The organism is Pseudarthrobacter sp. CC12 (assembly GCF_039907755.1).
GTDB classification, from domain to species: Bacteria; Actinomycetota; Actinomycetes; order Actinomycetales; family Micrococcaceae; genus Arthrobacter; species Arthrobacter niigatensis.
In genome coordinates this window covers 216047-241917 of record NZ_JARDJH010000002.1, presented here as the reverse complement: position 1 = coordinate 241917, position 25871 = coordinate 216047, and the positions used below count along the sequence as shown (strand labels likewise).

The 25871-nt window shown below is 66.7% G+C and carries 23 protein-coding genes; 17 read left to right on the top strand and 6 right to left on the bottom strand.

All coding sequences use genetic code 11. The features are described 5' to 3' along the window. Nucleotides 1–25: 25 nt before the first annotated feature. Nucleotides 26–1540 carry a glycerol kinase GlpK gene (gene glpK / locus PV772_RS02720; protein ID WP_141160369.1) on the top strand — a complete coding sequence of 505 codons (1515 nt, stop codon included), beginning with the start codon at nucleotides 26–28 and terminating at the stop codon, nucleotides 1538–1540. Between the two features lie 86 nt (nucleotides 1541–1626). On the opposite strand, the gene PV772_RS02715 is transcribed toward glpK, so the two are convergent. Beyond that, the gene (locus tag PV772_RS02715; RefSeq protein WP_347885275.1) at nucleotides 1627–3138 is read right to left on the bottom strand and encodes an FAD-dependent oxidoreductase; all 1512 of its coding nucleotides are present in this window, start codon (nucleotides 3136–3138) and stop codon (nucleotides 1627–1629) included. A gap of 288 nt (nucleotides 3139–3426) precedes the next feature. Between PV772_RS02715 and leuS the strand changes: the two genes are divergently transcribed. The 7 genes from leuS to holA all read left to right on the top strand — a co-directional run bounded on the left by leuS (nucleotide 3427) and on the right by holA (nucleotide 11632). After that, complete coding sequence (gene leuS, locus PV772_RS02710) at nucleotides 3427–5952, top strand: leucine--tRNA ligase (RefSeq protein ID WP_347885274.1); 2526 nt, start codon at nucleotides 3427–3429, stop codon at nucleotides 5950–5952. 87 nt (nucleotides 5953–6039) lie between these two features. After that, on the top strand, nucleotides 6040–7041 hold the full coding sequence (locus PV772_RS02705; RefSeq protein ID WP_347885273.1) for a DegV family protein: 1002 nt from the start codon (nucleotides 6040–6042) through the stop codon (nucleotides 7039–7041). Nucleotides 7042–7137: 96 nt separating this feature from the next. Beyond that, a complete protein-coding gene (locus PV772_RS02700; protein ID WP_347885272.1) occupies nucleotides 7138–7338 on the top strand; it encodes a hypothetical protein in 201 nt (66 codons plus the stop codon). Nucleotides 7339–7359: 21 nt separating this feature from the next. Beyond that, nucleotides 7360–7527 carry a hypothetical protein gene (locus PV772_RS02695; RefSeq protein ID WP_347885271.1) on the top strand — a complete coding sequence of 56 codons (168 nt, stop codon included), beginning with the start codon at nucleotides 7360–7362 and terminating at the stop codon, nucleotides 7525–7527. A 165-nt stretch (nucleotides 7528–7692) separates the two neighbouring features. After that, the gene (locus PV772_RS02690; protein ID WP_347885270.1) at nucleotides 7693–8559 is read left to right on the top strand and encodes a helix-hairpin-helix domain-containing protein; all 867 of its coding nucleotides are present in this window, start codon (nucleotides 7693–7695) and stop codon (nucleotides 8557–8559) included. A 311-nt stretch (nucleotides 8560–8870) separates the two neighbouring features. Further along, nucleotides 8871–10682: a ComEC/Rec2 family competence protein gene (locus tag PV772_RS02685; protein WP_347885269.1), complete on the top strand. Its 1812-nt coding sequence runs from the start codon at nucleotides 8871–8873 to the stop codon at nucleotides 10680–10682. Next, entirely contained in the window at nucleotides 10616–11632 is a 1017-nt protein-coding gene (gene holA / locus PV772_RS02680; RefSeq protein WP_347885268.1) for a DNA polymerase III subunit delta, read from the top strand. The genes PV772_RS02685 and holA overlap by 67 nt, the downstream gene beginning before the upstream one ends. A 155-nt stretch (nucleotides 11633–11787) precedes the next feature. Here holA and rpsT read toward each other — a convergent pair whose 3' ends face one another. After that, a complete protein-coding gene (rpsT, locus tag PV772_RS02675) occupies nucleotides 11788–12048 on the bottom strand; it encodes a 30S ribosomal protein S20 (RefSeq protein WP_018761400.1) in 261 nt (86 codons plus the stop codon). A gap of 170 nt (nucleotides 12049–12218) precedes the next feature. Further along, nucleotides 12219–12770 (bottom strand): type II toxin-antitoxin system PemK/MazF family toxin, encoded by a 552-nt coding sequence (locus PV772_RS02670; RefSeq protein WP_347885267.1) that lies wholly within the window; start codon nucleotides 12768–12770, stop codon nucleotides 12219–12221. Between the two features lie 174 nt (nucleotides 12771–12944). On the opposite strand from PV772_RS02670, the gene lepA reads away from it, so the two are divergent. Beyond that, entirely contained in the window at nucleotides 12945–14801 is a 1857-nt protein-coding gene (gene lepA / locus PV772_RS02665; RefSeq protein ID WP_141160377.1) for a translation elongation factor 4, read from the top strand. A 25-nt stretch (nucleotides 14802–14826) separates the two neighbouring features. After that, the gene (hemW, locus tag PV772_RS02660) at nucleotides 14827–16056 is read left to right on the top strand and encodes a radical SAM family heme chaperone HemW (RefSeq protein WP_347885266.1); all 1230 of its coding nucleotides are present in this window, start codon (nucleotides 14827–14829) and stop codon (nucleotides 16054–16056) included. 36 nt (nucleotides 16057–16092) lie between these two features. Here hemW and PV772_RS02655 read toward each other — a convergent pair whose 3' ends face one another. Next, on the bottom strand, nucleotides 16093–16503 hold the full coding sequence (locus PV772_RS02655; RefSeq protein ID WP_141160379.1) for a DUF4870 domain-containing protein: 411 nt from the start codon (nucleotides 16501–16503) through the stop codon (nucleotides 16093–16095). Between the two features lie 121 nt (nucleotides 16504–16624). Next, nucleotides 16625–17476: a DUF3097 domain-containing protein gene (locus PV772_RS02650; RefSeq protein ID WP_347885265.1), complete on the bottom strand. Its 852-nt coding sequence runs from the start codon at nucleotides 17474–17476 to the stop codon at nucleotides 16625–16627. 170 nt (nucleotides 17477–17646) lie between these two features. Between PV772_RS02650 and hrcA the strand changes: the two genes are divergently transcribed. From hrcA to PV772_RS02635, 3 genes are all read left to right on the top strand, one after another. Further along, nucleotides 17647–18660 carry a heat-inducible transcriptional repressor HrcA gene (gene hrcA, locus PV772_RS02645; protein ID WP_141181625.1) on the top strand — a complete coding sequence of 338 codons (1014 nt, stop codon included), beginning with the start codon at nucleotides 17647–17649 and terminating at the stop codon, nucleotides 18658–18660. An 86-nt stretch (nucleotides 18661–18746) separates the two neighbouring features. Then, a complete protein-coding gene (gene dnaJ / locus PV772_RS02640) occupies nucleotides 18747–19874 on the top strand; it encodes a molecular chaperone DnaJ (protein WP_141160382.1) in 1128 nt (375 codons plus the stop codon). A gap of 2 nt (nucleotides 19875–19876) precedes the next feature. Further along, nucleotides 19877–20650 (top strand): 16S rRNA (uracil(1498)-N(3))-methyltransferase, encoded by a 774-nt coding sequence (locus tag PV772_RS02635; protein ID WP_347885264.1) that lies wholly within the window; start codon nucleotides 19877–19879, stop codon nucleotides 20648–20650. Here PV772_RS02635 and PV772_RS02630 read toward each other — a convergent pair. Then, on the bottom strand, nucleotides 20643–21560 hold the full coding sequence (locus PV772_RS02630; RefSeq protein ID WP_347885263.1) for a GerMN domain-containing protein: 918 nt from the start codon (nucleotides 21558–21560) through the stop codon (nucleotides 20643–20645). The two genes, PV772_RS02635 and PV772_RS02630, sit on opposite strands and share 8 nt — an antisense overlap. A gap of 411 nt (nucleotides 21561–21971) precedes the next feature. Here PV772_RS02630 and PV772_RS02625 point away from each other — a divergent pair, with 411 nt between their 5' ends. From PV772_RS02625 to era, 4 genes are read left to right on the top strand one after another with little or no spacing between them, the layout of a single operon-like run. Next, complete coding sequence (locus tag PV772_RS02625; protein ID WP_307357113.1) at nucleotides 21972–23060, top strand: PhoH family protein; 1089 nt, start codon at nucleotides 21972–21974, stop codon at nucleotides 23058–23060. After that, complete coding sequence (gene ybeY, locus PV772_RS02620; protein WP_347885262.1) at nucleotides 23057–23530, top strand: rRNA maturation RNase YbeY; 474 nt, start codon at nucleotides 23057–23059, stop codon at nucleotides 23528–23530. Before PV772_RS02625 ends, ybeY begins: the two co-directional genes overlap by 4 nt. Further along, nucleotides 23527–24858: a hemolysin family protein gene (locus tag PV772_RS02615; protein WP_307356470.1), complete on the top strand. Its 1332-nt coding sequence runs from the start codon at nucleotides 23527–23529 to the stop codon at nucleotides 24856–24858. The genes ybeY and PV772_RS02615 overlap by 4 nt, the downstream gene beginning before the upstream one ends. Further along, complete coding sequence (era, locus tag PV772_RS02610) at nucleotides 24842–25801, top strand: GTPase Era (protein WP_141160388.1); 960 nt, start codon at nucleotides 24842–24844, stop codon at nucleotides 25799–25801. Before PV772_RS02615 ends, era begins: the two co-directional genes overlap by 17 nt. The last annotated feature ends 70 nt before the right edge of the window (nucleotides 25802–25871 follow it).

The following is a 25871-nucleotide window of genomic DNA, read 5'->3' as shown; positions in this document are numbered from 1 at the left end:
CGATCAACAAGACAAGGACGTCATTATGAACCAGTACGTAATCGCCATCGACCAGGGCACCACCAGCACCCGCGCCATCATCTTTGACCACAGCGGCGCCATTGTCTCCTCCGGCCAGATGGAGCACGAGCAGATCTTCCCGCAGGCAGGCTGGGTGGAGCATGACGCCTCGGAGATTTGGAACAACACCCGCGAGGTGATCGGTTCGGCCCTCTCGAAGGCAAACCTGACGCGGCACGATATTGCCGCCGTCGGCATCACCAACCAGCGCGAAACCGCGGTGGTGTGGGACAAGACCACGGGAAAGCCGGTCTACAACGCCATCGTGTGGCAGGACACCCGGACCCAGGACATCGTCGATGAACTGGCCAAGGATGGCGGAGCGGACCGCTTCAAACAGAAGGTGGGCCTTCCGCTGGCCACCTACTTCTCCGGCACGAAGATCAAGTGGATCCTGGACAACGTTGACGGCGCCCGGGAAAAGGCAGAGGCCGGCGACCTGGTGTTCGGCAACACGGACGCCTGGGTGCTGTGGAACCTGACGGGCGGCGTCGACGGCGGTGTCCACGTCACCGATGTCACCAACGCCTCCCGCACCCTGTTCATGGATCTGGAGACGCTGCAGTGGGACGACGGGATCCTGGGCATTTTTGGCGTGCCGCGCAGCATGATGCCGGAGATCAAGTCCTCGTCCGAGGTTTACGGCAGCGTCCACAGTTCGCAGCTGCTCCGCGAAACACCGGTTGCCGGGATCCTGGGCGACCAGCAGGCAGCGACCTTCGGCCAGGCAGCCTTTGATGCGGGCGAGGCTAAGAACACCTACGGCACAGGATGCTTCCTGATCTTCAACACCGGCGAGGAAATCGTCCACTCGAAGAACGGCTTGCTGACCACGGTGGGCTACAAGCTGGGCGATGCCAAACCCCACTACGCGCTGGAAGGATCCATCGCGGTGACCGGTTCGCTGGTCCAGTGGCTGCGGGACAACCTGGGCATGATCGGCAGCGCCCCTGAGGTGGAAACCCTCGCTGCATCAGTCAAGGACAACGGCGGTGTTTACATCGTTCCGGCGTTCTCCGGCCTGTTCGCCCCGTACTGGCGTTCGGATGCCCGCGGCGCGATTGTGGGCCTGACCCGGTTCGTCAACAAGAACCACATCGCCCGGGCAGCGCTGGAAGCCACCGCATTCCAGACCCGCGAGGTGCTGGATGCGGTCAACGCGGACTCCGGCGTGCCGCTGAGCGAGCTGAAGGTCGACGGCGGCATGGTGGCCAATGACGCCCTGATGCAGTTCCAGGCGGACATCCTGGGCGTGCCGGTCATCCGTCCGAAGGTCATTGAGACCACCGCACTGGGTGCTGCCTACGCGGCAGGCCTGGCCGTCGGTTTCTGGAAGGACCTGGGCGAGTGCTCGGCCAACTGGTCCGAGGACAAGCGCTGGGAACCGCAGATGGACAAGGCCGAGCAGGAACGCCAGATGCGGCTCTGGAAGAAGGCGGTCACCAAGTCCATGGATTGGGTGGACGAGGACGTCAAGTAGGTTCTTCAACCCAGGGGCCGTCCTGCCTTTCCGGCGGGGCGGCCCCTTGCCGTGTCCGGGATTAAATTCGCCTAAGCGTGGGGATGTCAGGGAACGGGCCGCGGTGGCAGATCTTCAGTGGCCGGACCCTGGATGACTTTGCCGTCCACATCGAACCGGGAGCCATGGCAGGGGCAGTCCCACGTCCGGTCTGCCCGGTTGAAGCCCACCGTGCAGCCCAGGTGGGTGCAGACAGCCGACACTGCGTGGACGTGTCCGGCCTCGTCCCGGTAGCAGGCCGTGCTGGTTCCGTCCGCGTCAAGCACCGTTCCATCGCCCGGCGCGAGGTCAGCTGCCCGCGCTGCGGAGTCAGTGTGGGAAACGCTGTCCCCGGCCCGTGGGGGTGCCTGCGCTGTGGGCCGCCGCGGCGCTCGGTTGCTGTCAAACAGGGCGGCCCACGCGTTGGGAGTGCCATTGAGGAGGTCAGCCAGTGCCAATGCTGCGGCCGTACCGTTGGTCAGGCCCCACTTGCGCAGGCCGGTGATCACGAACGCGTGCCGGCTGTCAGGGTTCAGCGGCCCGGCGTAGGGCAGCCCGTCCTGGGGCAGGGCATCCTGGGTGGACCAGCGGTAGGACACGCTGCCGGCCCCGAAGTGGCTGCGCGCGTAGCGGGCGAGCGCGGCGTGGCGCGGTGCCGGATCAACCTGCTCGTCGGCGGGATGGCCTCCGCCGCCAACCAGCAGGTATGTAGTCCCGTCCAGCCGCACGGTCAGCAGCGAGTGCATGGGTTCATCGGCGCTGATGAAGGTGGCGTCCAGGGGAGGCGTATCAACCGGCGCGGCGACGATGTATGAGCGGTGCGGCCGGCAAAGTGACTCAAATCGGCCATGGTCTCCGAAGGGGACGTTCGTGGCCACGATTGCGTCCCCGGCCAGCACTGTTCCTGTCGCGGCCGCAACGGTGACGGGCGTGCCCTCGCGAAGATCCACCGCGCGTGTCCGTTCGAAGACAAAGCTGCCGCCGCCGTCCACCTTTCCGGCCAGCCCCTGAAGGTACTGGACCGCGTGGATCTGGGCCTGGCCGTCAAACCGGACGGCGCCGGCCACCGGAAACGGCAGGGGGACGTCGGTAGTGAAGGTCAACGGAAGGCCGAGGGTGGCCGCAAGTCCGGCTTCCGCCCGTACCTCCGGCAGCGCCTCGGGACCTGCCGCAAAGGTGTAGTTGGCAACGCGGCGGAATCCGCAGGAAAGGTCTTCGGCCGCCACTGTGCGGCCGATATGTTCCAGGGCGGCCTGGTTCGCTGCTCCGTAAACGCGGGCAGCCGACGAGCCGTGGCTGCGCTGCAGATCCGTGTAGGCGAGGCGGTGCAGGGAGGTCACCTTGCCGGTGGTGTGGCCAGTGACGCCCGTGCCGATCCGGCCGGCTTCGAGGACGGCCACCGAGCGCCCCGAGCGTTTCAGGGCCAGCGCTGCGGTCAGCCCGGCGATGCCTCCACCGATGACTGCCACGTCCACTTCCACGGTGCCGTGCAGGACCGGAAAGTCGGTGGCTCCGGTTGTTGCCAGCCAGAGGGAGAGTGGCTGTCCTTCAGCAGGACCGGCGGTGGTTGCCTCTGACATGGTGTGCCGCCTCCCAACGTTGTGGGATGATCATGCGCGCTTGCCCCGGCCAATGCAACGGGCCGTTAGGCCCGGCTGAGGCGGGGGCCGGGCCGGTGCGCTAAAGTATATCCATGCGTGCGATCCTTCTGCTTAGTTAGCCGCCGGCTCCGATTATCGGACAGCTGAGCGGCAGCCCCTCCATGGAGAGGGGCTTTTGTGTGTCCGGGGCATGGCACCGGGCCGGCAGCAGGAGGATCAGGCCGTTATGGCAGCACAGATGCCGTAACAGAACAGAAGAGGGCAGCAGTGGGCGTTCAGCCGGAGACAGAGACCGGAACAGCAACAACAGTATCGGCGGAGCCTGAAGAGGGCACCTACAGTTTCGCCGCCATGGAGGCCAAGTGGCCCCAGGTGTGGGAAGACCTCAAGGTTTTCACCCCGGTGGACGACGGGTCGCGGGAGCGCCGCTACGTGCTTGACATGTTCCCGTACCCGTCCGGCGACCTGCACATGGGCCACGCCGAGGCGTTCGCCATGGGTGACGTCGTGGCCCGCTACCTGCGGCAGAAGGGCTACGACGTCCTGCACCCCATCGGCTGGGACTCCTTTGGCCTGCCCGCGGAGAACGCCGCGATCAAGCGCAACGCCCACCCCAGCGAGTGGACCTACGCCAACATCGATACCCAGGCAGCGTCCTTCAAGCGGTACGCCATCTCCGCCGACTGGTCGCGCCGCCTGCACACCTCAGACCCCGAGTACTACCGCTGGACCCAGTGGCTGTTCAAGCGCTTCTACGAGCGCGGGCTGGCCTACCGGAAAGATTCCCCGGTCAACTGGTGCCCCAAGGACCAGACCGTCCTGGCCAACGAGCAGGTAGTCAACGGCGCCTGCGAGCGCTGCGGCACCACCGTCACCAAGAAGTCCCTGAACCAGTGGTACTTCAAGATCACCGACTACGCCGACCGCCTGCTGGATGACATGGACGAGCTCCGCGGCCACTGGCCCGAGCGTGTCCTGGCCATGCAGAAGAACTGGATCGGCCGGTCCGAGGGTGCGCACGTGAACTTCGTGATCGAGGCCGACGGCGGCAAGCCCGCCAGGGACGTCACGGTCTTCACCACCCGCCCGGACACCCTGTACGGGGCAACTTTCTTCGTGGTCGCTGCGGACGCGCCCCTCGCCGTCGAACTTGTCACTGACGAACACGCCGCAGCCCTGGACGAATACCGCGAACGGGTCAAGGCACTCTCGGAGATCGAACGCCAGTCCACCGAACGCGAGAAGACCGGCGTCTTCACCGGCCGCTACGCCATCAACCCGCTGAACGGGGAGAAGCTGCCCGTGTGGGCTGCCGACTATGTCCTGGCGGATTACGGAACCGGCGCCATCATGGCCGTGCCGGCCCACGACCAGCGCGACCTCGACTTTGCCAGGGCCTTCGACCTGCCTGTCCGGGCGGTCCTGGACACCGGCGAGGAGGATCCGGCCGTGTCCGGCACCGCAACGGCGGGGGAGGGGACCCTGATCAACTCCGGCGAGCTGGACGGCATGCCCAAGGGTGAGGCCATCCCCGCCGCCATCGCCATGCTGGAGAAGCAGGGGACCGGCGAGAAGTTCGTGAACTTCCGGCTCCGGGACTGGCTGCTGAGCCGCCAGCGCTTCTGGGGCACGCCCATCCCCATCATCCACTGCCCGTCCTGCGGCGAAGTTCCCGTCCCGGACGAGCAGCTGCCGGTCACGCTGCCCGCGGACCTCCGCGGTGAGGACCTGGCACCCAAGGGCACCTCGCCGCTTGCGGCAGCCGAGTCCTGGGTCAACGTGGAATGCCCCACCTGCAACGGGCCGGCCAAACGGGACACCGACACAATGGACACGTTCGTTGACTCGTCCTGGTACTTCCTGCGCTTCGTTTCGCCGCACTACACCGACGGCCCCTTCGATCCGCAGAAGATCAATGACTGGATGCCGGTGGGCCAGTACGTGGGCGGCGTGGAGCACGCCATCCTCCACCTGCTGTACGCCCGCTTCTTCACCAAGGTCATCCACGACCTGGGCATGATCGATGCCGACGAACCTTTCAGTGCATTGCTGAACCAGGGCCAGGTCCTCAACGGCGGCAAGGCCATGAGCAAATCCCTGGGCAACGGCGTTGACCTCGGCGAACAGCTGGACAAGTTCGGCGTGGACGCCGTCCGCCTGACCATGGTGTTCGCCTCCCCGCCCGAGGACGACGTGGACTGGGCCGACGTGTCGCCGTCCGGCTCAGCCAAGTTCCTGGCCCGGGCCTGGCGCCTGGCACAGGATGTGGCGAGTGCCCCGGGTGCGGACGCCGCCGCCGGCGACCGTGGGCTGCGGTCCGTCACCCACCGCACCATCGCCGATGCCGCCGAACTGCTGGACGCCAACAAGTTCAATGTGGTGGTGGCCAAGCTCATGGAGCTGGTCAACGCCACCCGCAAGGCAATCGACTCCGGGGCGGGTGCCGGGGACCCCGCGGTCCGCGAAGCCGCGGAAGCAGTGGCCGTGATCCTCAGCCTGTTCGCGCCGTACACTGCCGAGGACATGTGGAACCTGCTGGGGCACCCTGCATCGGTTGCCAACGCGGGCTGGCCGGCCCACGATCCCGCCCTCCTGGTCCAGGACACGGTGACCGCCGTCGTCCAGGTGCAGGGCAAGGTCCGCGACCGGCTGGAAGTGTCCCCGGACGTCTCGGAGGACCAGCTGCGCGAGCTGGCCCTGGCGTCGGAGAACGTCCAGCGGGCCATGGACGGCCGGGGCATCCGGACAGTGATCGTCCGTGCCCCTAAGCTGGTGAACATCGTTCCGGCCTAGTTGCTGTACCCGCAGTGATTTACCGGCCGTCGGAAGCTTTCCGGCGGCCGGTGCCGGTTGAGCCGGACGCCGATTCCAGGAGGCACCTTGCCCGACAGTAATGCCGCAGCCTGGCCGTGGGTCCGTGCTCGGCTGTCGGGCCTGCGTCCGGCCGTCCGGCCGGGGTCCAGGCGTCCGGGCCCAGGCGCTGTGGTGCGGACCGCCGTCGTCACCGACTCAGCCGCTGCCCTGCCGGCGGCCTATGTCAGCGGACTTCCCCCGGATGGGATCCTCACCGTGACTCCGATGCCCGTCATGGTGGGCGCCGAAATCTACGGCGAGGGCGAAGACGACATCCTCGAGACCATTGCCGTTGCCCTGGCTGCCGGGACTCCGGTCAAAACGTCACGGCCTTCGCCGGGACAGTTCGAGCAGGCCTACCGGGCCGCGGAACTTCGGGGCTTCGATGGAATTGTCTCGGTGCATATCTCGGGCGAACTTTCCGGCACGGCTGACGCGGCGCGGCTGGCCGCCGGCAGGGTGGGTATTCCCGTGGATGTGGTGGACACCCGCACCGTGGGCATGGCGCAGGGACTGGCGGTGCAGGCTGCCGTTGAAGCCGCCTCAGCCGGTGCAGGCCGGTCTGAGGTGGCCGCGGCTGCAGCGGCCCAGGCGGAAAACACCCATGTCTTCTTCTACGTGCCCAGCCTTGAGCAGTTGCGACGCGGCGGACGCGTCGGGGCAGCGGCGTCGCTGCTGGGCACCATGCTCGCCATCAAACCGATCCTGGCAGTCGACGGCGGAAGGATCGTCCCGCTGGAAAAGGTGCGCTCAGCGGCCAGGGCCGTGGCACGCCTCGAGGAAATCGTCGTGGCCGCCGCTGCACCGCAGCCGGACGATTCCGTCGTCCTCGCCGTGCACCACTTCGGCAACCAGGAGGAGGCTGCAGGCCTGGCTGCCAGGCTTGAAGCGGCGCTTCCCGGTTGTCTGCCCGCGCAGATCAGCTCCCTTCCCGCGGTCCTGGCAGCGCACGCCGGCCTCGGGGTCCTTGCGGTGATTGTCGGCAGGTCGGCCAGCGTGCCCAACGACGGCGCGCACTCGTCGCTGTAAGGCGTCCGGCTGATGCCGCAGACGCCCGGGTCCGGGTTAGGATGCGGGGACAAAATGCCGGCAGTGGACCAGTAGGAGCCCCGGAGGGGGAGGGTCGTGTCTGAAGCAAGCCGCCGCTGGGCTGGAACCACTGGCTGGATCCTGCTTGTCCTGGCGTCGATGATCCTGATCGGCATCGGCTTGGAGCGGACCCTGTTCTTCGTCTGGTCACCGGAACCGGCCATGTTTGAAGCCGCCAGGACCGGCGGCCTCTACGTCGACGCCGGGTGCGCGCTCTCCCTTGCGGCTGCGGTGTGATCCCATGTGCGTGGAAACCCCGTGTGGGTAACGGTCTGTGTGGGGCTGCCCGGAGTCCTCGTGGGCTGGGCGGCGTGGTCCTATCCCCAAAGCCTGCTGCGCCACCTGGCAGCCGTGGTGGCGTTCCCGCTTGCCCTGGGCGGCGTCGCCGAAGTGGTCTGGGCGCGGGGCCACCGGCAGCGCACCTAGCCGGGCGCCGCCCCACACGGCATGGCTGCAGGTGCCAGGTTCGTCCCGCGGGAGACGGCACGTCCAGCCGCAAAGGGCGACTGGGTGCACCCGCCGGCACACCTTTTCCACATAGGGCCGTTGGCTCATCGCGTTGTTGGAGGGCGGGTTCCTAGGGTGGGACCCATGTCACGCCGGGATGCTGGAGCAGCACGTCAGCAGGCAAGGCATGCGAGGGACCGGTTGCAGGCGGCACTGGGAGAGGCCCCCGCCGGGCTCCTGGAGGATGGAGGCGGCCCCGGTGGCTTCGAGTACCGCGGCGCCGGCGGGGCAGCCGGAACCGAAACCGGCAGCAATACCCAGGCCGGTTCAGCCGAAGCGCCGTCTCTCCGGTGGCGGATAGGACTGCGGGTTGCCCTGCTGCTGGGTGCCTTGGCGGTGGCGGGTGGAGCCTGGTTCTGGTGGCAGGCAGGTTCGGCATCCCCGGAAGTCCTGCCGCTCAGCGGCGCCAGTTCTGACGGCAGACGTGCAGGAGAGGCTGGAGCTGATCCCGACCGTACGCCACCTGCGGATCCTGCCGGCGGACTTGTGGTGGTGCATGTTGCAGGGTCCGTGGCAACGCCCGGCGTCATTAGGCTCCAGCAGGGCAGCCGGGTTGATGACGCCATTGCTGCCGCCGGCGGCGCCGCCCAGGACGCCGACGTGAACCGGCTCAACCTTGCCCTCGTAGTGGAGGACGGGCAGAAGATCTACGTGCCGCAGCGAGGGGAGCCACTGCCGGCAGGACCGGATGGTGCGGGTGCGGAGGATCCTGGTCCAGGCAGCGCCGGTCCTGCCGGCGGGCAATCCGGGGCACACGGCGGGAAGGTCAACCTCAACACAGCGGACGCTGCGGAGCTGGACACGCTGCCAAAAGTCGGGCCGGTGCTCGCCCAGCGGATTGTGGACTGGCGGAAGGACCACGGACCTTTCAAGAGCATCGAAGAACTGGATGCGGTGGATGGCGTCGGGCCGAAGATGCTTGAAGCCCTGTTGCCCCTGGTAACGGTCTAGGGCGCTCTATGTCTGCGACCACGGGCAGGACGGGAGGGGCCGGGCAGACGGGGCGGGGCGCGGCCACCGGCGGAGAAGGGCCTGGAAGTCCTTGGAGCCGGTTCGTTGAATCTGCCGTTCAGGGCGCCGGACCCGGACAGCAGGGCGGGACCCCCGCAGGTACAGTGCAGGCTGCCACACCACATTCCCATTCCGGGGGAGTGCGGCCGCCATCAACTCGGGGACGCCTGAAGTCACGTGGCCTGCCCGGACGGCACCGCAAGGTACTGCAAGGGCTCCTGGCGCAGGGCGCGGCCCACGTACGCAAGCAGATGGGCGATCCCAGCGGGGCCGAGGCGGAAAAGGAAGCAGGTTCCGGGCAACCTCGCCGCCGCATCGACCTCCGGCTCGCCCTCCCGGCGGCCCTGGTGTGGGCGGCATCGCTGGCAGGGCTGTGGCTCCCGCCCGCCGAGCTTGCCGTATTGTGCTGCACCCTGGCTGCAGTCGGCGGCCTCGTGCTCGCCCGGGCGGCCAGGGGCGGCGGGGCGCGTCGGATCTCCAACGCCGTCGGTGGGGGCCGTAATCCCGTGTCCCGCCCGCGGGTTCGAAGCTTCCCGGCCGCTGCGGGCGTGGCCCTGCTGCTGGCGGGCGCGGCCGCGGCCCACTCTGCCACAGCCTCCAGCCAGCGGTTCACCGGACCGCTTGCCGAGGCGGTCGCAGCCGGAAAGTCCGCTGTCGCCGTCGTCGAGGTAGCAGGAACTCCCCGGGCTGTCGCCGGTCCTGGCGGGTCGGACGGACGTTGGTCCGTGCCGGTGTGGACACAGGAAGTGACGACGGGAGGAATCCATGTGCGGACCCGCGCCCGGTTGGTGGTGATGGGCGGGCAGGGATGGGGCGGCGTTGTGCCGGGGCAGACGCTGCGTGCAGCGGGCAAGCTGCGGGCGGCGGACCCCGGAGGTCCGGAAGCCGGAAACCTGGCAGCGTCCACCCCGCCCGGCCCCGCGGTGGGCGGATCACTGCTGGAAGGGTCCGCCAGGAAACTTCGGGAGCGTTTCGTCGCCGCCGCGGCCTTCCTGCCGCCCGATGCCAGCGGACTCCTTCCGGGAATGGTTACCGGGGACACCAGTGCACTGGACGAGGGATTGAACAACGCCATGAAGGCCGTGGGCATGACCCACCTTACCGCTGTCAGCGGGGCAAACTGCAGCCTGGTGCTTGGGGCACTGCTGCTCCTCTGCCGCCGGCTCCGGCTGCCGCGAGTACTGGCTGCGGCCGCTGCCCTTGGGGGCCTGGCCCTTTTCGTCGTCCTGGTTGGGCCCGATGCCAGTGTCCTGCGGGCAGCCCTGATGGGGGCCATCGGGGTGGCCTCCCTGGCCGGTGGACGGTCAGGACGCGGGCTGAGTTTTCTTTGCCTCGCCGTTATGGGGCTCCTGCTGGCCGACCCGGCGCTGGGCTCGAGTTTCGGGTTCCTCCTCTCCGTACTGGCCACGCTCGGCATCATCATCCTGGGCCGGCGGATCATCGGCTGGATTCCCGCGGCAGTCCCACGGTGGGCAGCCGCGGCACTAGCGGTCCCCTTATCCGCCCAGCTGCTGTGCGGACCCGTCATCGTGCTCCTGCAGCCCCAGTTTTCAACCTATTCGCTGGCGGCAAATGTCGTCGCGTCGCCCTTGGTGGCTCCGGTCACCCTGTTGGGAACTGCCGCGGTGCCCCTGGTGGTGGTGCTGCCCTGGGCCGCCACGGCGTTGATAGCCGTGGCCGGAACCTTCAGTGCCGGCGTTGCCGCCACGGCCAGGCTCGCTGCCCAGTTGCCGGGCTCGGCGCTGCCATGGCCGGAAGGGGTGCCCGGCATGCTGTCCATGGTGCTGCTGTCAGTCCTGTCGCTGGCTGCGCTCTGGGCGGTGGCCCGGCCCCGCAGGGTTGTGCGGCTGATCCGGAAGGCTCACGCCGCAACCGTAGTGTTGCTGGACGGTGCCGGGCGGCGGCTGACCGGTCTCCGGGACCCGGGCAGCTTGGACCGCGGGCACAGACGTGGCAGGCTTGGTTATTGCAATAAAACCTCCGGAAGGAACATTCGATGGCCGCTGCGCAAAAGCGAGCATCCCGCTCCCCGGCATCGAACACAGCTTCCTGGCGGGAAATAGCCCCGGCCCGGATCGTCCTGGTGAGCGGGCCCGAAGAGTACCTGGGCATCAGGGCCATGGACACGATCCGCGCCCAGGTCAGGGCGGCAGCACCGGACGTGGAAGTCAGCCGCATCAATGCGGCCGGGTATGAGCCCGGGACCCTCAGCATGCAGGTGAGCCCGTCGCTGTTCGGCGAAAGCAAGCTGATCGAGGTGGAAGCCGTGGAGGGCATGAATGACGCCTTCCTCGCCGACGCGCTCCAGTATCTTCAGCATCCGGAGGAGGACGCTGTCGTCGTTCTTCGCCATGCCGGCGGTATCCGCGGGAAAAAGCTCCTTGACGCCGTCAGGAAGGCCGGCTGGCCGGTGGTTGACTGCCAACCGCTGAAGAAGGACACGGACAAGGTCCAGTTCGTTGCCGCGGAGTTCAAGGCAGCCGGACGCCGCATCAACCAGGACGCCGTGCAGGCGCTGGTGAATGCCGTGGGGGCGGACCTGTCAGAACTTGCTGCCGCGTGCGCCCAGTTGATCGCCGATGCCGGCAGCACGGTCACCACCGACACCGTGGACAAGTATTACGGCGGCCGGGTCGAAGCTACTGCCTTCAAGGTGGCGGACGCAGCCATGGCAGGAAACGCCCCCGTTGCCCTCTCCACACTGCGGCACGCCCTGGCCACCGGCGCCGACCCGGTTCCGCTGGTGGCCGCACTTGCCTCGAAGTTGCGGACGGTCGCGCGGGTGGCTGGCGCCTCCGGCTCGTCTGCGCAGATAGCGGCGGAGTTGGGCATGCAGCCCTGGCTGGTGGAGCAGGCGCAGCGGGACGTCCGGCGCTGGACCCCCGAGGGCCTGGTGCGGTCCATCCAGGCCACGGCTGAGGCGGACGCGCAGGTCAAGGGTTTGTCCCGGGACCCCGTCTACGCCGTCGAGCATGCCGTCACGGTAATTGCCATGTCCGTCCAGGGAAGATAGCGCCTGACGCGCCTAACCCTTCTTAGGCGTCCCGCCCCGCGATGTCCCGGCGACGTCCGACGGCGTGCTGCCGCGGTCAGGCGGGACAGCTTAAAAGCGTGTGGCCGGTACCCTCGGGTACCGGCCACACCATCAGTTCGTGGGAACTGGAAACCTTAGAGTGCGTTGACCTTCTTGGAGATCGCCGACTTGCGGTTCGCTGCGTTGTTCTTGTGCAGAACACCCTTGCTGACAGCCTTGTCCAGCTTACGGCTGGCAGAAACGAGCGCAGTAGTAGCAGCTTCCTTGTCAGCGGACTCAACAGCAGTGTTGACGGCGCGGATGGCCGTCTTCAGCTCAGACTTGACTGCGTTGTTGCGCAGGCGGGCCTTCTCGTTGGTCAGGATGCGCTTCTTCTGGGACTTGATATTCGCCACGTGTGAACTCTCTTTGTAATGCGGAAATGGTCTAGAGGGCTTTCAGGCTGGCCTTGACTGAGCGGCGTGGGGATACCTATGGCGGCCAACCATCAGTGACCGTCGACCTGCACGGACACACAGCAATAAAGACTAGCAGGTCAGCGGCCGCTCTGGCCATTTCCGGACGGTCACTCCCAGCCGTGTCGCCGCCGGAGGCCGGACGCAACCTTTTCAAAGCGGGCCCTGTCCAGCACCGCACCCTCGCGCCGGATGGATTCCGCGCGGATCTGCAGGATACGGTCCAGCCGTACTTCGCTGGGCCTGCCTTGCTTGTCCCAGCCGCCGGCGCCCAAATCCACATACTCCATGGACGACGAACCGGCGGGAACCCTATCCTTGCTGGTCAGCATCAGCCCCAAAAGAAACGGGCCATTGTGGCCCACCAGCAGCACCGGCCGGTCCTTCCCCTTACCGTGATCCTCTTCGTACGGGACCCAGGCCCAGACCACCTCGCCCGGATCTGGGTCTCCGTCCGGTTGGGGAGCGTAGCGGACGGAGACGCGGCCGCGGTAATCACCGGGATAGGCGGCAGCCTCGGCGGGCACGCCGAGGCTGTCGGACGCGGGGCCGCGGCCGCCTGGATGCTGTTCCGGGGCGGTCGGCTGGGTCGTGGGCCGGTTTTGCAGCATGCGCAGGCCGCGGCGGACGGCGTTGCCCAGAGAACGCAGATTCATTGCCATCCGGACAGCCTATCGGCGGAGTGGCGGCACCGGGTGCTGTGGACGAGCCGCCAGGATGCGGAGGCGGGGTCCGGGACGTGGGACACTGGAAGTTCAAGATGTGCGGCTGGACCGCGGGCGCCTTTCGGTGTGCCTGGCGGAGGGCTGCAGAAAAGCCAACAGTAAGGACCCTGCGTGTCTCCCATGGCCCGCACCGCACCGGTGCCCGCCGCGACAGATCCGGCAATTATTCGGAACTTTTGCATCATCGCGCATATCGACCACGGCAAGTCCACCCTTGCTGACCGCATGCTGCAGTCCACCGGGGTGGTCCAGGCGCGCGACATGAAGGCCCAGTACCTGGACCGGATGGACATTGAGCGCGAACGCGGCATCACCATCAAGTCCCAGGCAGTCCGCATGCCCTGGGAGGTGGACGGTGTCAGCTACGCGCTGAACATGATCGACACACCTGGCCACGTGGACTTCACCTATGAGGTGTCCAGGTCGCTGGCCGCGTGCGAAGGCGCGATCCTGTTGGTCGACGCGGCCCAGGGCATCGAGGCCCAGACGCTCGCGAACCTGTACCTGGCCATGGAGAACAATCTCGCCATCATTCCGGTCCTTAACAAGATCGACCTCCCGGCGGCCCAGCCTGAAAAGTACGCAGCCGAACTGGCCAGCCTGATCGGCGGCGACCCCGAGGATGTCCTGCGGGTGTCCGGTAAAACCGGCGTCGGCGTGGAGGCCCTCCTGGACAAGATCGTCCAGGACCTGCCGGCGCCGAAAGGCGACCCGGACGCGCCGGCCCGCGCCATGATTTTCGACTCGGTCTACGACACCTACCGGGGCGTCGTGACCTACGTGCGCGTGGTGGACGGCATGCTCCACCCCCGCGAACGCATCCAGATGATGTCCACCAGGGCCTCTCACGAACTCCTGGAAATAGGCGTCAGCTCCCCGGAACCCACACCCTCCAAGGGCCTCGGCGTAGGTGAAGTGGGCTACCTGATCACCGGCGTCAAGGACGTCCGGCAGTCCAAGGTGGGCGACACGGTCACCAACCTTGCCAAGCCGGCGGCCGAGTCCCTGCCCGGCTACGCCGACGCCAAACCCATGGTGTTCTCGGGCCTGTATCCGCTGGATGGCGCGGACTACCCGGTACTCCGCGACGCCCTCGAAAAGCTCATGCTCAATGACGCTGCACTGGTCTATGAGCCGGAGACCTCGGCCGCGCTGGGCTTTGGGTTCCGCGTGGGCTTCCTGGGCCTGCTGCACCTTGAGATCACCCGCGAACGGCTGGAGCGTGAGTACAACCTCGACCTGATCTCCACCGCACCGAACGTGGAATACGAGGTGACTTTGGAGGACAAGAAGGTGGTCCGCGTGACCAACCCCAGTGAGTACCCCACGGGCAAAATCGCTGAGGTCCGCGAACCCATGGTGTCGGCCACCATCCTGGCCCCCAACGAATTCGTCGGCGCCATCATGGAACTGTGCCAGTCCCGCCGCGGCGTCATGGGCGGCATGGACTACCTCTCCGAGGACCGGGTGGAAATCCGGTACCGCCTGCCGCTGGCGGAAATCGTGTTCGACTTCTTCGACATCCTGAAGTCCAAGACCCGTGGCTACGGTTCCCTTGACTGGAAGGCCGACGGCGAACAGGTTGCCGACCTTGTGAAGGTCGACATCATGCTCCAAGGCGAACAAGTGGACGCCTTCAGCGCCATCACCCACCGGGACAAGGCCTATGCCTACGGCGTGATGATGACCGGGAAGCTCCGCGAACTCATCCCGCGGCAGCAGTTCGAGGTGCCCATCCAGGCGGCAATCGGCTCCAGGATCATCGCCCGCGAAAGCATCCGGGCCATCCGCAAGGACGTGCTGGCCAAATGCTACGGCGGTGACATCTCCCGGAAGCGCAAGCTGCTGGAGAAGCAAAAAGAAGGCAAGAAGCGCATGAAGATGGTGGGCACGGTGGAGGTGCCGCAGGAAGCGTTCATCGCCGCCCTGACCACCGACGAATCGAAGGACAAGGCCAAGAAGAAGTGACCACCGCGCAGCAGGGGACCCGCTGATGCCCAGCACGCTTCCCCTCGGCGACCCGGCGCCGTCGGACGGTCTGCTGCCTGCCCAGGCAGCAGACGGTGCGGCGGCCCGGGCCTTTGGCCTGTATGTCCACATCCCGTTCTGCGCGGTGCGCTGTGGGTACTGCGACTTCAACACCTACACCGCCACGGAACTGGGTGGCGGCGCGTCACAGGACGCCTACGCCCAAACGGCAGTATCGGAAGTGTCATTGGCCGCCAGGGTGATGACCCGTTCCGGGCTGCCGGAGCGCAAGCTCAGCACTGTCTTTTTCGGGGGCGGCACGCCCACCCTGCTTCCGGCCGATGACCTCGCCCTGATCCTTCGCGCCGCCATTGACCGGTGGGGCATCGAGGACGGCGCCGAGGTCACCACGGAAGCCAACCCGGATTCGGTCACGCCGGAGTCCCTTGCCGTCCTCAAGGAGGCGGGCTTCACCAGGGTCTCCTTTGGGATGCAGTCCGCCGTCCCGCACGTGCTCAAGGTCCTGGACCGCACCCACACCCCCAGCAGGGTTCCGCAGGTGGTGCAGTGGGCGCGGGAGGCAGGGCTGGATGTCAGCCTGGACCTGATTTACGGGACGCCGGGGGAGTCGCTGGCCGACTGGCGACACTCCCTGGAAACTGCCTTGACCTACCAGCCGGACCACATCAGCGCCTACGCCCTGATTGTCGAGGACGGGACCAAGCTGGCGGCGCAGATGCGCCGCGGCGAGGTGCCGGGAATTGACGACGACGACCACGCCGACAAGTACGAACTCGCTGACCAGCTCATCACCGACGCCGGGCTCGGCTGGTATGAGGTCAGCAACTGGGCGCGGAGCCCGGAGCACGCGTGCCGCCACAACCTGGCCTACTGGCGTGGCGACGACTGGTGGGGCATCGGCCCCGGCGCGCATTCGCACGTGGGCGGGGTGCGCTGGTGGAACGTGAAGCACCCGTCCGCTTATGCCAACCGACTGTCCCAGGGGCATTCGCCCGCGGCGGGCCGGGAAACCCTTGACGCCGGAACCAGGAACATGGAGCGGGTGATGCTGGAGGCGCGCCTGCAGTCAGGGCTTGAGGTTTCGGCCCTCAGCGCCGGGGGCAGGCACCAGGTTGCCGGGCTCATCGCTGACGGCCTGGTGGAGCCGGCCGCCGCTTTCAAGGGCCGCCTTGTCCTTACGCTGAAGGGCAGGCTCCTGGCGGACGCTGTGGTCCGCCGCGTCCTTCCGGACTGACGGCCGCCGGCGCGTCCAGGGGGAGGGCCTGCGCCGCTACTTGAGCCAGCGCAGGTTGTACTGGTAGCGGTGCGGCTGGCCCTTGTTGACGTGGATTCCTGCGGCCACCGAGAAGCAGGTCAGCGCCACCCAGATCAGGGTCGCGATCACGGCGAAGATGTTGCCAACATAGGGGATGAACACCAGGATGTTGGCCAGCACGGCGGCGATGGTGGGCGGCAGGCTGAAGTTCAGCGCCTCTTTGGATTCCTGCGCGGTGAACGGCCCGCGGTCGCGGAAGATCAGGTAGATCAGCAGCGAGGGGACACAGCCAAGGATCCCGCCGAAATGTGCCAGCGTGGCCCATTGGCGGTCTTCGCTGGCCGTGAGCGGCAGGGCATTGGCGGGGACGCCATGGTACTCGGAGCGGCCCTGGCCATCCCTGTGATCACGTGCGTTTTCTGCCACAGTCTGTTCCTTCGGAGATGCAAGTGGTGCTGACGTCAAATACGGGCGCGTAGTGCAATGCCCCTGAAAAAGGCGGCATTGCACTACCAAGAATACTGGCTTCCGGCGCGGTGTCCGCCCCTCAGGGCACGGTGAGGAAGTCGATGACTTCCTCAACCCGCCCCAGCAGCGATGCTTCCAGGTCGGCGTAGGTGCGTACGGCGCCCAGCAGCTTCTGCCATCCGAGGCCGATGTCTTCCTTGGTCGTATGCGGCCAGCCGAAGGCTTTGAGGATCCCGGTCTTCCAATCCTGTCCGCGGGGCACGGCCGGCCACTTGTCGATGCCCAGGACCGCCGGCCGGATGGCCTGCCAGACGTCAACATAGGGGTGTCCCACGATCAGGACATTCCCGGCCGCGCCGGGGGATGCCATGACCGCGTCGGCAATGCGGGACTCCTTGGAATCCGGAACGAGGTGGTCCACAAGGACGCCGAGCCGCCGGCCGGGACCGGGGTTGAAGCCGGCAACCGCCGCCGCCAGATCATCGATGCCGTGCAGGGGTTCGACGACGATGCCTTCCACCCGAAGGTCGTCGCCCCAGACCTTTTCCACGAGTTCGGCGTCGTGCTTGCCCTCCACCCAGATGCGGCTTGCCTTGGCCACCTGGGCCCGCTGGCCGGCGACCCGGACAGAACCGGAGGCCGTCCTGCCGGCAACCGGAGCGCCGGCAGCCGGCCGCGGCGCCGGGGGTATGAGCCTGATGGGGCGGCCCTCCAGGAGGAAACCGAAGCCCAGCTTGAAGGACCGGGACTTCCCGCGGCGGTCCTCCAGGGCAACCACGTGCATCCCTCCGGACTTTTCCACCCGCGTCACGGCGCCTACCCAGCCTGACTGCACATCCTCCAGCACCATGCCCCGCTCCACCGGCACCTCGGGCAATTCCGACTTGGCCGGGGCGGAAATGCCGCGGGGCCCCCAGTTTTGGTAATCCATGGATTCGATCCGCCTAGCGCTAGGTCCTCCGCACCGGAATTTCGCCCGGAGCGGTACCAATGCTAACAACGGGCCAAGGCATAATAGACTGTTAGCACTTAGGCATGTCGAGTGCTAACAAGGTGGCATCTGGCGGGGCATGGGCCCTGCACCATGGATGGAGGTGGAGAGTGAGCGAGCCACGCAAACTGGAAGTGCTGCGGGCCATCGTGGAGGACTACGTCCACTCCCGCGAGCCGGTTGGGTCGAAAGCCCTGGTTGAGCGGCACCACCTTGGGGTTTCCAGCGCAACCATCCGGAATGACATGGCGGCCCTTGAGGACGAGGGATTAATCACGGCCCCCCACACCAGTGCAGGGCGGATTCCCACGGACAAGGGCTACCGGCTTTTCGTTGACCAGATCTCGGCAGTCAAGCCGCTGTCGGCGGCCGAACGCCGGGCTATCCAGTCCCTCCTTGAAGGCGCAGACGATCTCGACGACGTCCTGGACCGCACCGTCCGGCTGCTGTCGCAGCTGACCAACCAGGTGGCTGTGGTCCAGTACCCGCACCTCAGCAAGGCGTTGGTGCGCCACATCGAATTCGTGCTGCTTGCCCCCCGCAAGGTGCTGGTGGTCCTCATTGCCAACAGCGGCAAGGTGGAGCAGCGGGTCATCGACGTCGGCCAGGACCTGGGCGACGACGCAGTGGCAGCACTCCGCACGCGTTTCCTCGCCGCACTGTCCGGGACGCCGCTGAGCCGGCTTGCCACGGCGCTTCCCTCCGTCGTGGCCGGCACGGCACAGGCACAGCGGCAGGCTGCGCACGCCCTGGCACTTGGCCTCGAGGGGCTGGCGCAAAACACCAGGGAGGACCGGATGGTCATGGCCGGGACAGCCAACCTGGCCCGGTCAAACGTTGACTTCCCCCTCAGCATCGGTCCCGTGCTCGAGGCCCTCGAGGAGCAGGTGGTGATGCTGCGGTTGCTGAGCGAGATGGCCCAGGACCACCGCGGCGTTGCCGTCAGCATCGGAAGGGAAAACCCCTACGACGGCCTGGCCGAAGCGTCGGTGGTGGCCACCGGCTACGGCCCCGACAGCGTCGCCAAGGTAGGAATCCTCGGGCCCACCAGGATGGACTACCCCACCACCATGGCCGCCGTCCGGGCAGTGGCCCGGTACCTTTCCAGGATTTTGGGGCCCTGACCCGCGCGGCCGGAGCATGTTCCGGCCGGGAACAACGGGCCGGGCCGCCCGACTGAACGCAGTACAACAAGGAAGAGATACGAACTTTGAGCAGCCACTATGACGTCCTTGGAGTCTCACCCGAAGCTACGGGCGAAGAGATCAAAAAGGCCTACCGCAAACTGGCCCGCACCCTCCACCCGGACGTAAACCCCGGTGAGGATGCCTCGGAACGCTTCAAGGCAGTAACTCACGCCTACGAGGTCCTCTCCGACCCCCAGAAGCGGCGGATCTACGACACCACGGGCAACGAGAACGGCACGGACAACGGCTTCGGCGGAGCCGGCTACGCGGGCCAGGGCTTCGCATTCCAGGACATCTTCGACACCTTCTTCGGCGCCGGGGGCAGCTCCGGCCCGGCTTCCCGTGTCCGCCGCGGCCAGGACGCCCTCATCAGCGTCCGGATCGACCTTCGCGACGCCGTGTTCGGCGTGAACAAGAAGCTCGAAGTGGACACCGCCGTGGTCTGCCCCACCTGTGAGGGATCCTGCTGCCGGCCCGGCACCCACCCCGAGCGCTGCGACATCTGCGGCGGCAGCGGCCAGGTCCAGCGGGCCGTCCGCTCCATCCTGGGCCAGGTCATGACTGCGGCCCCCTGCGGCACCTGCGAAGGCTTCGGCACCGTCATCAAGGACCCCTGCAACGAATGCAGCGGCCAGGGCCGGATCCGCAGCCGGCGTTCGCTGACCATCAAGGTCCCCGCCGGCGTAGCCACCGGAACCAGGATCCAGCTCTCCGGGCAGGGTGAGGCCGGCCCGGCGGGCGGCCCCGCCGGCGACCTGTACGTGGAAATCCGCGTCAACAATGACGCCACCTATGTGCGGGAAGGCGACGACCTGCACGCCACCCTGCACATCCCCATGACTGCCGCTGCCCTGGGCACCGACGTCAACCTGGAAACCTTCGACGGCACCCAGGACATCGACGTCAAGCCGGGAACACAGTCCGGCGAGGTCATCACCCTGCGCGGCCTTGGTGTCACCCACCTGCGCGGCTACGGCCGCGGGGACCTGAAGGTCCACCTCCAGGTGGACACCCCGGCGAAGCTCGACCCGGCGCAGGAAGACCTCCTCCGGCAGCTCGCCAAGCTTCGCGGGGAACAGATCACAGAGGGAAAGCTCGCTGCCAGCGGCGGCATGTTCGCCAAGCTCCGGGACCGGTTCGGTAACCTGTAGCGGTGAGCAATCCCGTCTTCTTCACACCCGCCGGGTCGCTGGCCGGAATGGCCCCCGGCGGCCACTTTGTCCTGGACGGTTCCGAGGCACGCCACGCAGTCACGGTTAAACGGCTGTCGCCGGGGGAGTCGGTGGACATCGTCGACGGGGCCGGCACCCGCATGACCGGAAAGGTCGTCTCCGCTGCACCCTCCGGCCTTGAAGTGGAGTGCGGTGCCGTGGCCACGGATGAAATGCCGGACGTACGGCTGGTGCTGGTCCAGGCGCTGGCCAAGGGAGATCGTGACGAGCTGGCGATCGAGACGGCCACCGAACTGGGGATCGACGCCGTCATACCGTGGCAGTCGGAACGGTCGATCGTCCGGTGGAAGGGCGACAGGGCCGCCCGCGCCCACGCCAAGTGGGAATCCGCCGTGGCGGCAGCCGCCAAACAGGCCCGGCGGGCCTGGATTCCCGAAGTCCGGGCAGCGGTTGAAACAGCAGGGCTGTCCGCTGCAGTGGAGGCCGCTGACCTGGCAGTCATCCTGCACGAAGACGCAGTGCGCCCGCTGCGTGCTGTCCTTGAAGAGTGGCAGGGGAATGCCCGGACGGGAATCCTGGAAGTCCTTCTGATTGTCGGTCCGGAGGGTGGAATCAGCCCGCGGGAAGTAACGAAACTCTGCGACAAAGGTGCCGTGACTGCCCTGTTGGGGCACCACGTCCTGCGGTCCTCCACAGCCGGTCCCGCCGCCGTCGTGCTTGCAAGCGACATCCTTGGCCGGTGGACCGCTACCTGACTTTGAAGGACCTCGTGTCCTCATTGCGGTCCGGCTCCCCGCCGGAACCTGCCTGGGCCACCCGGAGCTCATAGTCGCCCGGCGGAAGGTTGAGCGCCAGCGTGAAATCTCCGGCCTGCCCCTGCCCGGCGGCCGCCGTGGTTTCTCCGGTCAGGAAGGGCGATTTGCTGCCACCGTCCCCGGACTGCAGGATTTGCCAGTGCAGCTTTGCCCCCGGCGACGTGCTGCGGCCGGTGATTTTCACGCTGCCGCTGGGCACCTCGGTGTTTTCCTGGGGATCGATGATCCAGACCGGTGCCACCAGGCCGGCGGCCCGGGTCATCAGCGCGCCCAGCTGGACTTTTCCGAACGCCACGTAGTCCGTGTGGCCGTCCACCAGGATCCGGACCCGGACCTGCTGCCCGGTGTCGATCAGGCCCGAGCTGGCAGCGGCGGCGGTGGCCGTATAGATCAGCTGCTGGATGGCACGGGCTGCCATATCAGCGTCGAGGTTGCTGTTGAAGGCATCTGCGGAGACGTCAACGGTGATGATGTCCTTGCCTGAAATGGACGTGGCAAGTTTGTCCGGGTTCTGCCACGGCGTGAAGAAGTCAGGGTCAAGCGGTTTCTCTGACATCATGGCGCGCAGGGCGCGGGTCACCGGGTTTTCCTGTTCCGGGACGTCCCGGAACTCGCGGTAGAGGAAGACGTTCCCGCCCGTGCGGCCGATCCAGTACACGGGCGCCTTGTTGGAGGACTGGGTGGTTTCCAGGGGGGCGCTGGTGGAGGGAGCGTCCGGCATGGTGCCGCCTGTGGCGGGGACCGAGGCGACGGTCCCCGTGGGGGCTGGTCCGCCTTCGGCAGTGCAGGCAGTGAGGACCGGAACGAGCACCAGGATTCCTGCCAGGACGGCCGGGCGCAGGCGGCCCATGGGTCGTCCTGCCCTTTCGGGCACAGAGGTTTCCGGCACTGTCCTGCCCTTGTCCTTTCATGGCGTGGCGGGCCGATCCCCCTGGCGGCCTGGCGTTCCAGCAGATGCTGGATTTCCAGCATTACACAGGGGAGGGCCGCCCCAACCGCGCATTCGCCTCCCCGGCCCCAACTGCAACGGGAACGATATGAGGCCGATATGAAGTTGATACCAAACGCTGCTTTTCGCTGCCCGCAAACGGCTCTTCAGGGTGGCGGAGGTGCAGGTCACTGGCCCGGCAGGTATCCGGCCGGGGCGTGTGCTGGCGTAAGATAAAGGGACCGCCGGCAGGTGCCCCGTTCATCGGGTATCGGCTGCAGCGAACAACTGATGTCGATCTTTGAGGGGACCACGGGCCTGCGGGCCAGCACCATGACTGAATCAGCAAATGGTAAGCGCCGGCTCAACACGGGCGATGGCAGTCCGGGGGAATTCCCGCACTCCCTTCCCGGCATCCGGACCGAAGTAGTCCTCTTCGAGAACTCCGACCAGATGGTTCAGTCGCTCGGCAGTCATGACGAGGCACTGCGGTTCATCGAGGAGCAGTTCCCGGACGTCAACTTCCATGCCCGCGGCAACGAACTGTCCATCAGCGGACCGGTCAGCGACGTTCCCCGCATCATGCGGCTCCTCCAGGAGGTCCGTGGCCTTGTGGCCCGGGGCACCGTCATCACCCCAGCGGTGCTGCAACAGCTGGTGGCCCTCCTCCGCACGCAGTCGCTGCAGAATCCCGTGGACGTGCTCACGCACGACATCCTCTCCAGCCGCGGCAGGACCATCCGGCCCAAGACGCTCAACCAGAAGACCTACGTTGACGCCATCGACGCCAACACGGTGATCTTCGGTATCGGCCCGGCCGGTACCGGCAAGACCTACCTGGCCATGGCGAAAGCCGTGCAGGCACTGCAGCAGAAGGAAGTCAGCCGGATTATCCTGACGCGCCCTGCGGTAGAGGCGGGGGAGCGTCTCGGGTTCCTGCCGGGCACGCTCAGCGACAAGATCGATCCCTACCTGCGGCCGCTTTACGACGCCCTGCACGACATGATGGACCCCGAATCCATTCCCCGGCTCATGGCCGCCGGCACCATCGAAGTGGCACCCCTCGCCTACATGCGCGGACGCACCCTCAACGACGCCTTCATCATCCTCGACGAAGCCCAGAACACCACGCCGGAACAGATGAAGATGTTCCTCACCCGGCTCGGGTTCGGGTCCAAGATGGTGGTCACCGGAGACGTGACCCAAGTGGACCTTCCCTTTGGGACGCGATCCGGGCTGCGGATCGTCGAAGAAATCCTGCAGGGGATCGAGGGCGTGAACTTCTCCGTCCTGGACGCCGCCGACGTCGTCAGGCACAGGCTGGTCGGCGACATCGTAAACGCGTACAGCATCTGGGACGAAGCCCAGCGGAGCCGCGTCAAGCATTCAGCAAGCCGCGAAAAACGGGGGGAACACGCGTGAGTATCGAGGTCAACAACGAGTCCGGCATCCAGGTGGATGAGTCCGCGCTTGTGGAACTGTCACGGTACATCTTCGAACACCTTTACATCCATCCGCAGGCCGAACTGTCCATCCTCCTCGTGGATGAGCCGGCCATGGAGAAGCTGCACATTGAACTGATGGACGAACCGGGCGCCACGGATGTGCTCTCGGTGCCCATGGACGAATTGACCCCCGGGACACCCGGCCGGCCCACGCCCCAGGGCATGCTGGGCGACATCGCCATCTGCCCGCAGGTCGCCAAGGTCCAGGCCAGGAACGCCGGGCATTCGCTGCAGGACGAAATGCTGCTGCTTACCACGCACGGCATCCTTCACCTGCTGGGCTACGACCACGCCGAACCGGAAGAGAAGGCGGAGATGTTCGGGCTCCAGCGGGAACTCCTGTCCGGCTTCACCGGCAAAGAAGCACCTGCCGAGACCACCCAGTGACACAACTGCTGCTGGTTGCGGTGGCTCTGGTCTTCCTTGCCGTCGCAGCCCTGCTGACGGCGGCCGAGGCTGCCTTCAGCTTCCTTCCGCGGCACGACGCTGAAGAGGCACTCCACAGGAGCCGCGACACTGCGATGCGCCGCATCCTGGCTGAACCCGTGGCCCACACCCGGGCGCTTCGCTTCTGGCGCGTCTGGTTCGAAATGGCCTCCGCGGTGGCCGTCGCCGTCCTGATCGCAAGCCTGCTCGACAACGTTTGGCTCGCAGGACTTGTCGCCACCGGCATCATGGCCGTCCTGGGGTTCGTGATCGTTGGGGTCTCACCCCGCCAGCTCGGCAGGCTGCACTCCTCCGCGGTCGTCCGCTTCACCGCCCCGATGGTCCGGTTCCTCACCAGCGTGCTGGGTCCCATCCCGGGCTGGCTGGTGGCTTTGGGAAGTTCGGCAGCTCCAGGCGCACCCGGCGGCGACGACGCGTTCTTCAGCGAGCAGGAGTTCCGGGAACTCGTTGACCGCGCCAGCGAGTCCGACATGATCGAGGACACCGAAGCCGAAATGATCCAGTCGGTCTTCGACTTCGGCGATACCCTGGTGCGGGCCGTCATGGTCCCCAGGACGGACATCGTCAGCATCGACGCCGGCTCCAGCCTCCACCAGGCGATGTCGCTGTTCCTGCGCTCGGGATATTCGCGGATCCCGGTCATCAACGAGAACACGGACCACATCCTCGGCATCGTTTACCTCAAGGACGTGGCCGCCGTCATCCACCAGATGGGACCCGGGCAGGAGCCGCCGCTGGTCGAATCACTGGCCCGCGAGGTGCGCTATGTGCCCGAGTCGAAGCCCGTCAGCGACCTCCTGCGCGAGCTGCAGAAGGAGTCCACGCACGTGGCCATCGTCATCGACGAGTACGGCGGCACCGCCGGGCTGGTAACCCTCGAGGACCTGATCGAGGAGATCGTGGGCGAGATCGTGGACGAATACGATACCGAGAGCGCCGAAGCCGTGGCGCTGGGGGACGGCTCCTACCGGGTCAGCGCCCGCATGGGCATCGACGACCTCGGCGAGCTTTTCGACCTCGAAATTGACGACGACGAGGTTGACACAGTGGGCGGCCTCCTCGCGAAGGCGCTCGGCCGTGTCCCCATCGTGGGAAGCAGCGTTGACGTGCAGGGCGTCTCGCTGCGGGCCGAACGGCTCGAGGGCCGGCGGAACCGCGTCAGCCACATCATTGCGGCGCCCGTACCAAGAGTAGAGACTGACCTTGAAGGCCTCCTCGAGGAGGCCGAAACAACCCAGCAGGGAGTTCCACGTGAGCAAGAAAAGTAAGGCTGCCGAACCGGACGACTTCGGCGGTTTCCGCGCGGGGTTTTCTGTCCTGGTTGGCAGGCCCAACGCGGGCAAGTCCACCCTGACCAATGCATTGGTAGGGAAGAAGGTGGCCATTACCTCCGCCAAGCCGCAGACTACCCGGCACACCATCCGGGGCATCGTGCACCGCGACGACGCCCAGCTGATCCTGGTGGACACGCCGGGGCTGCACCGTCCCCGCACCCTCCTCGGCAAGCGCCTCAATGACCTGGTGGCCGACACCCTCGCCGAAGTGGACGCCATCGGCTTCTGCCTGCCTGCCAACGAAAAGATCGGGCCCGGCGACAAGTTCATCGCCGCCCAACTTGCAGCCGTGGGCCGCAAGCCTGTGATCGCCATCGTCACCAAAGCCGACCTCGTGGACAAGCAGGCACTGACGGAACAGCTCCTGGCCGTTGCCGCCCTGGGCCGCGAGGTGATGGGCGAGGACGGCTGGAAGGACATCGTCCCCGTTTCCGCCGCCGACGGTTTCCAGGTGGAAACGGTGGCCGATGTGCTCATCAGCCACATGCCGCCGTCGCCCCCGCTGTACCCGGACGGGGAATTGACGGACGAACCCGAGGCTGTCATGGTGGCAGAACTGATCCGCGAAGCAGCCCTGGAGGGTGTCCGGGATGAGCTTCCGCACTCCCTCGCCGTCGTGGTGGAGGAAATTGTTCCCCGTGATGACCGGCCGGAAGACAGCCCCCTGTTGGACGTGCGTGTCAACCTCTACGTCGAGCGCCCCTCACAGAAGGCCATCATCATCGGCAAGGGCGGTGCCCGCCTGCGTGAAGTCGGTACCAACGCGCGCAAAGGCATCGAAGCCCTCCTTGGCACGCGCATCTACCTTGATCTCCATGTCAAGGTGGCCAAAGACTGGCAGCGGGACCCGAAACAACTGGTCAAACTCGGTTTCTGACCAGCATTGGGACTGTTCGCGGGCGCGTGCAAGGTAAGTTGACCAGACTGGACCACTAAAATGGACCGGA

Excerpts from the sequence above, each read along its gene's own strand:
- PV772_RS02715 (WP_347885275.1), bottom strand. The coding sequence starts at position 3,138 with ATGTCAGAGGCAACCACCGCCGGTCCTGCTGAAGGACAGCCACTCTCC.
- PV772_RS02670 (WP_347885267.1), bottom strand. The coding sequence starts at position 12,770 with ATGGCAATGAATCTGCGTTCTCTGGGCAACGCCGTCCGCCGCGGCCTG.
- PV772_RS02685 (WP_347885269.1), top strand. The coding sequence starts at position 8,871 with ATGGGCGATCCCAGCGGGGCCGAGGCGGAAAAGGAAGCAGGTTCCGGG.
- PV772_RS02625 (WP_307357113.1), top strand. The coding sequence starts at position 21,972 with ATGACTGAATCAGCAAATGGTAAGCGCCGGCTCAACACGGGCGATGGC.
- PV772_RS02650 (WP_347885265.1), bottom strand. The coding sequence starts at position 17,476 with ATGGATTACCAAAACTGGGGGCCCCGCGGCATTTCCGCCCCGGCCAAG.
- glpK (WP_141160369.1), top strand. The coding sequence starts at position 26 with ATGAACCAGTACGTAATCGCCATCGACCAGGGCACCACCAGCACCCGC.
- hemW (WP_347885266.1), top strand. The coding sequence starts at position 14,827 with ATGCCCAGCACGCTTCCCCTCGGCGACCCGGCGCCGTCGGACGGTCTG.
- PV772_RS02630 (WP_347885263.1), bottom strand. The coding sequence starts at position 21,560 with ATGGGCCGCCTGCGCCCGGCCGTCCTGGCAGGAATCCTGGTGCTCGTT.
- PV772_RS02690 (WP_347885270.1), top strand. The coding sequence starts at position 7,693 with ATGTCACGCCGGGATGCTGGAGCAGCACGTCAGCAGGCAAGGCATGCG.
- holA (WP_347885268.1), top strand. The coding sequence starts at position 10,616 with ATGGCCGCTGCGCAAAAGCGAGCATCCCGCTCCCCGGCATCGAACACA.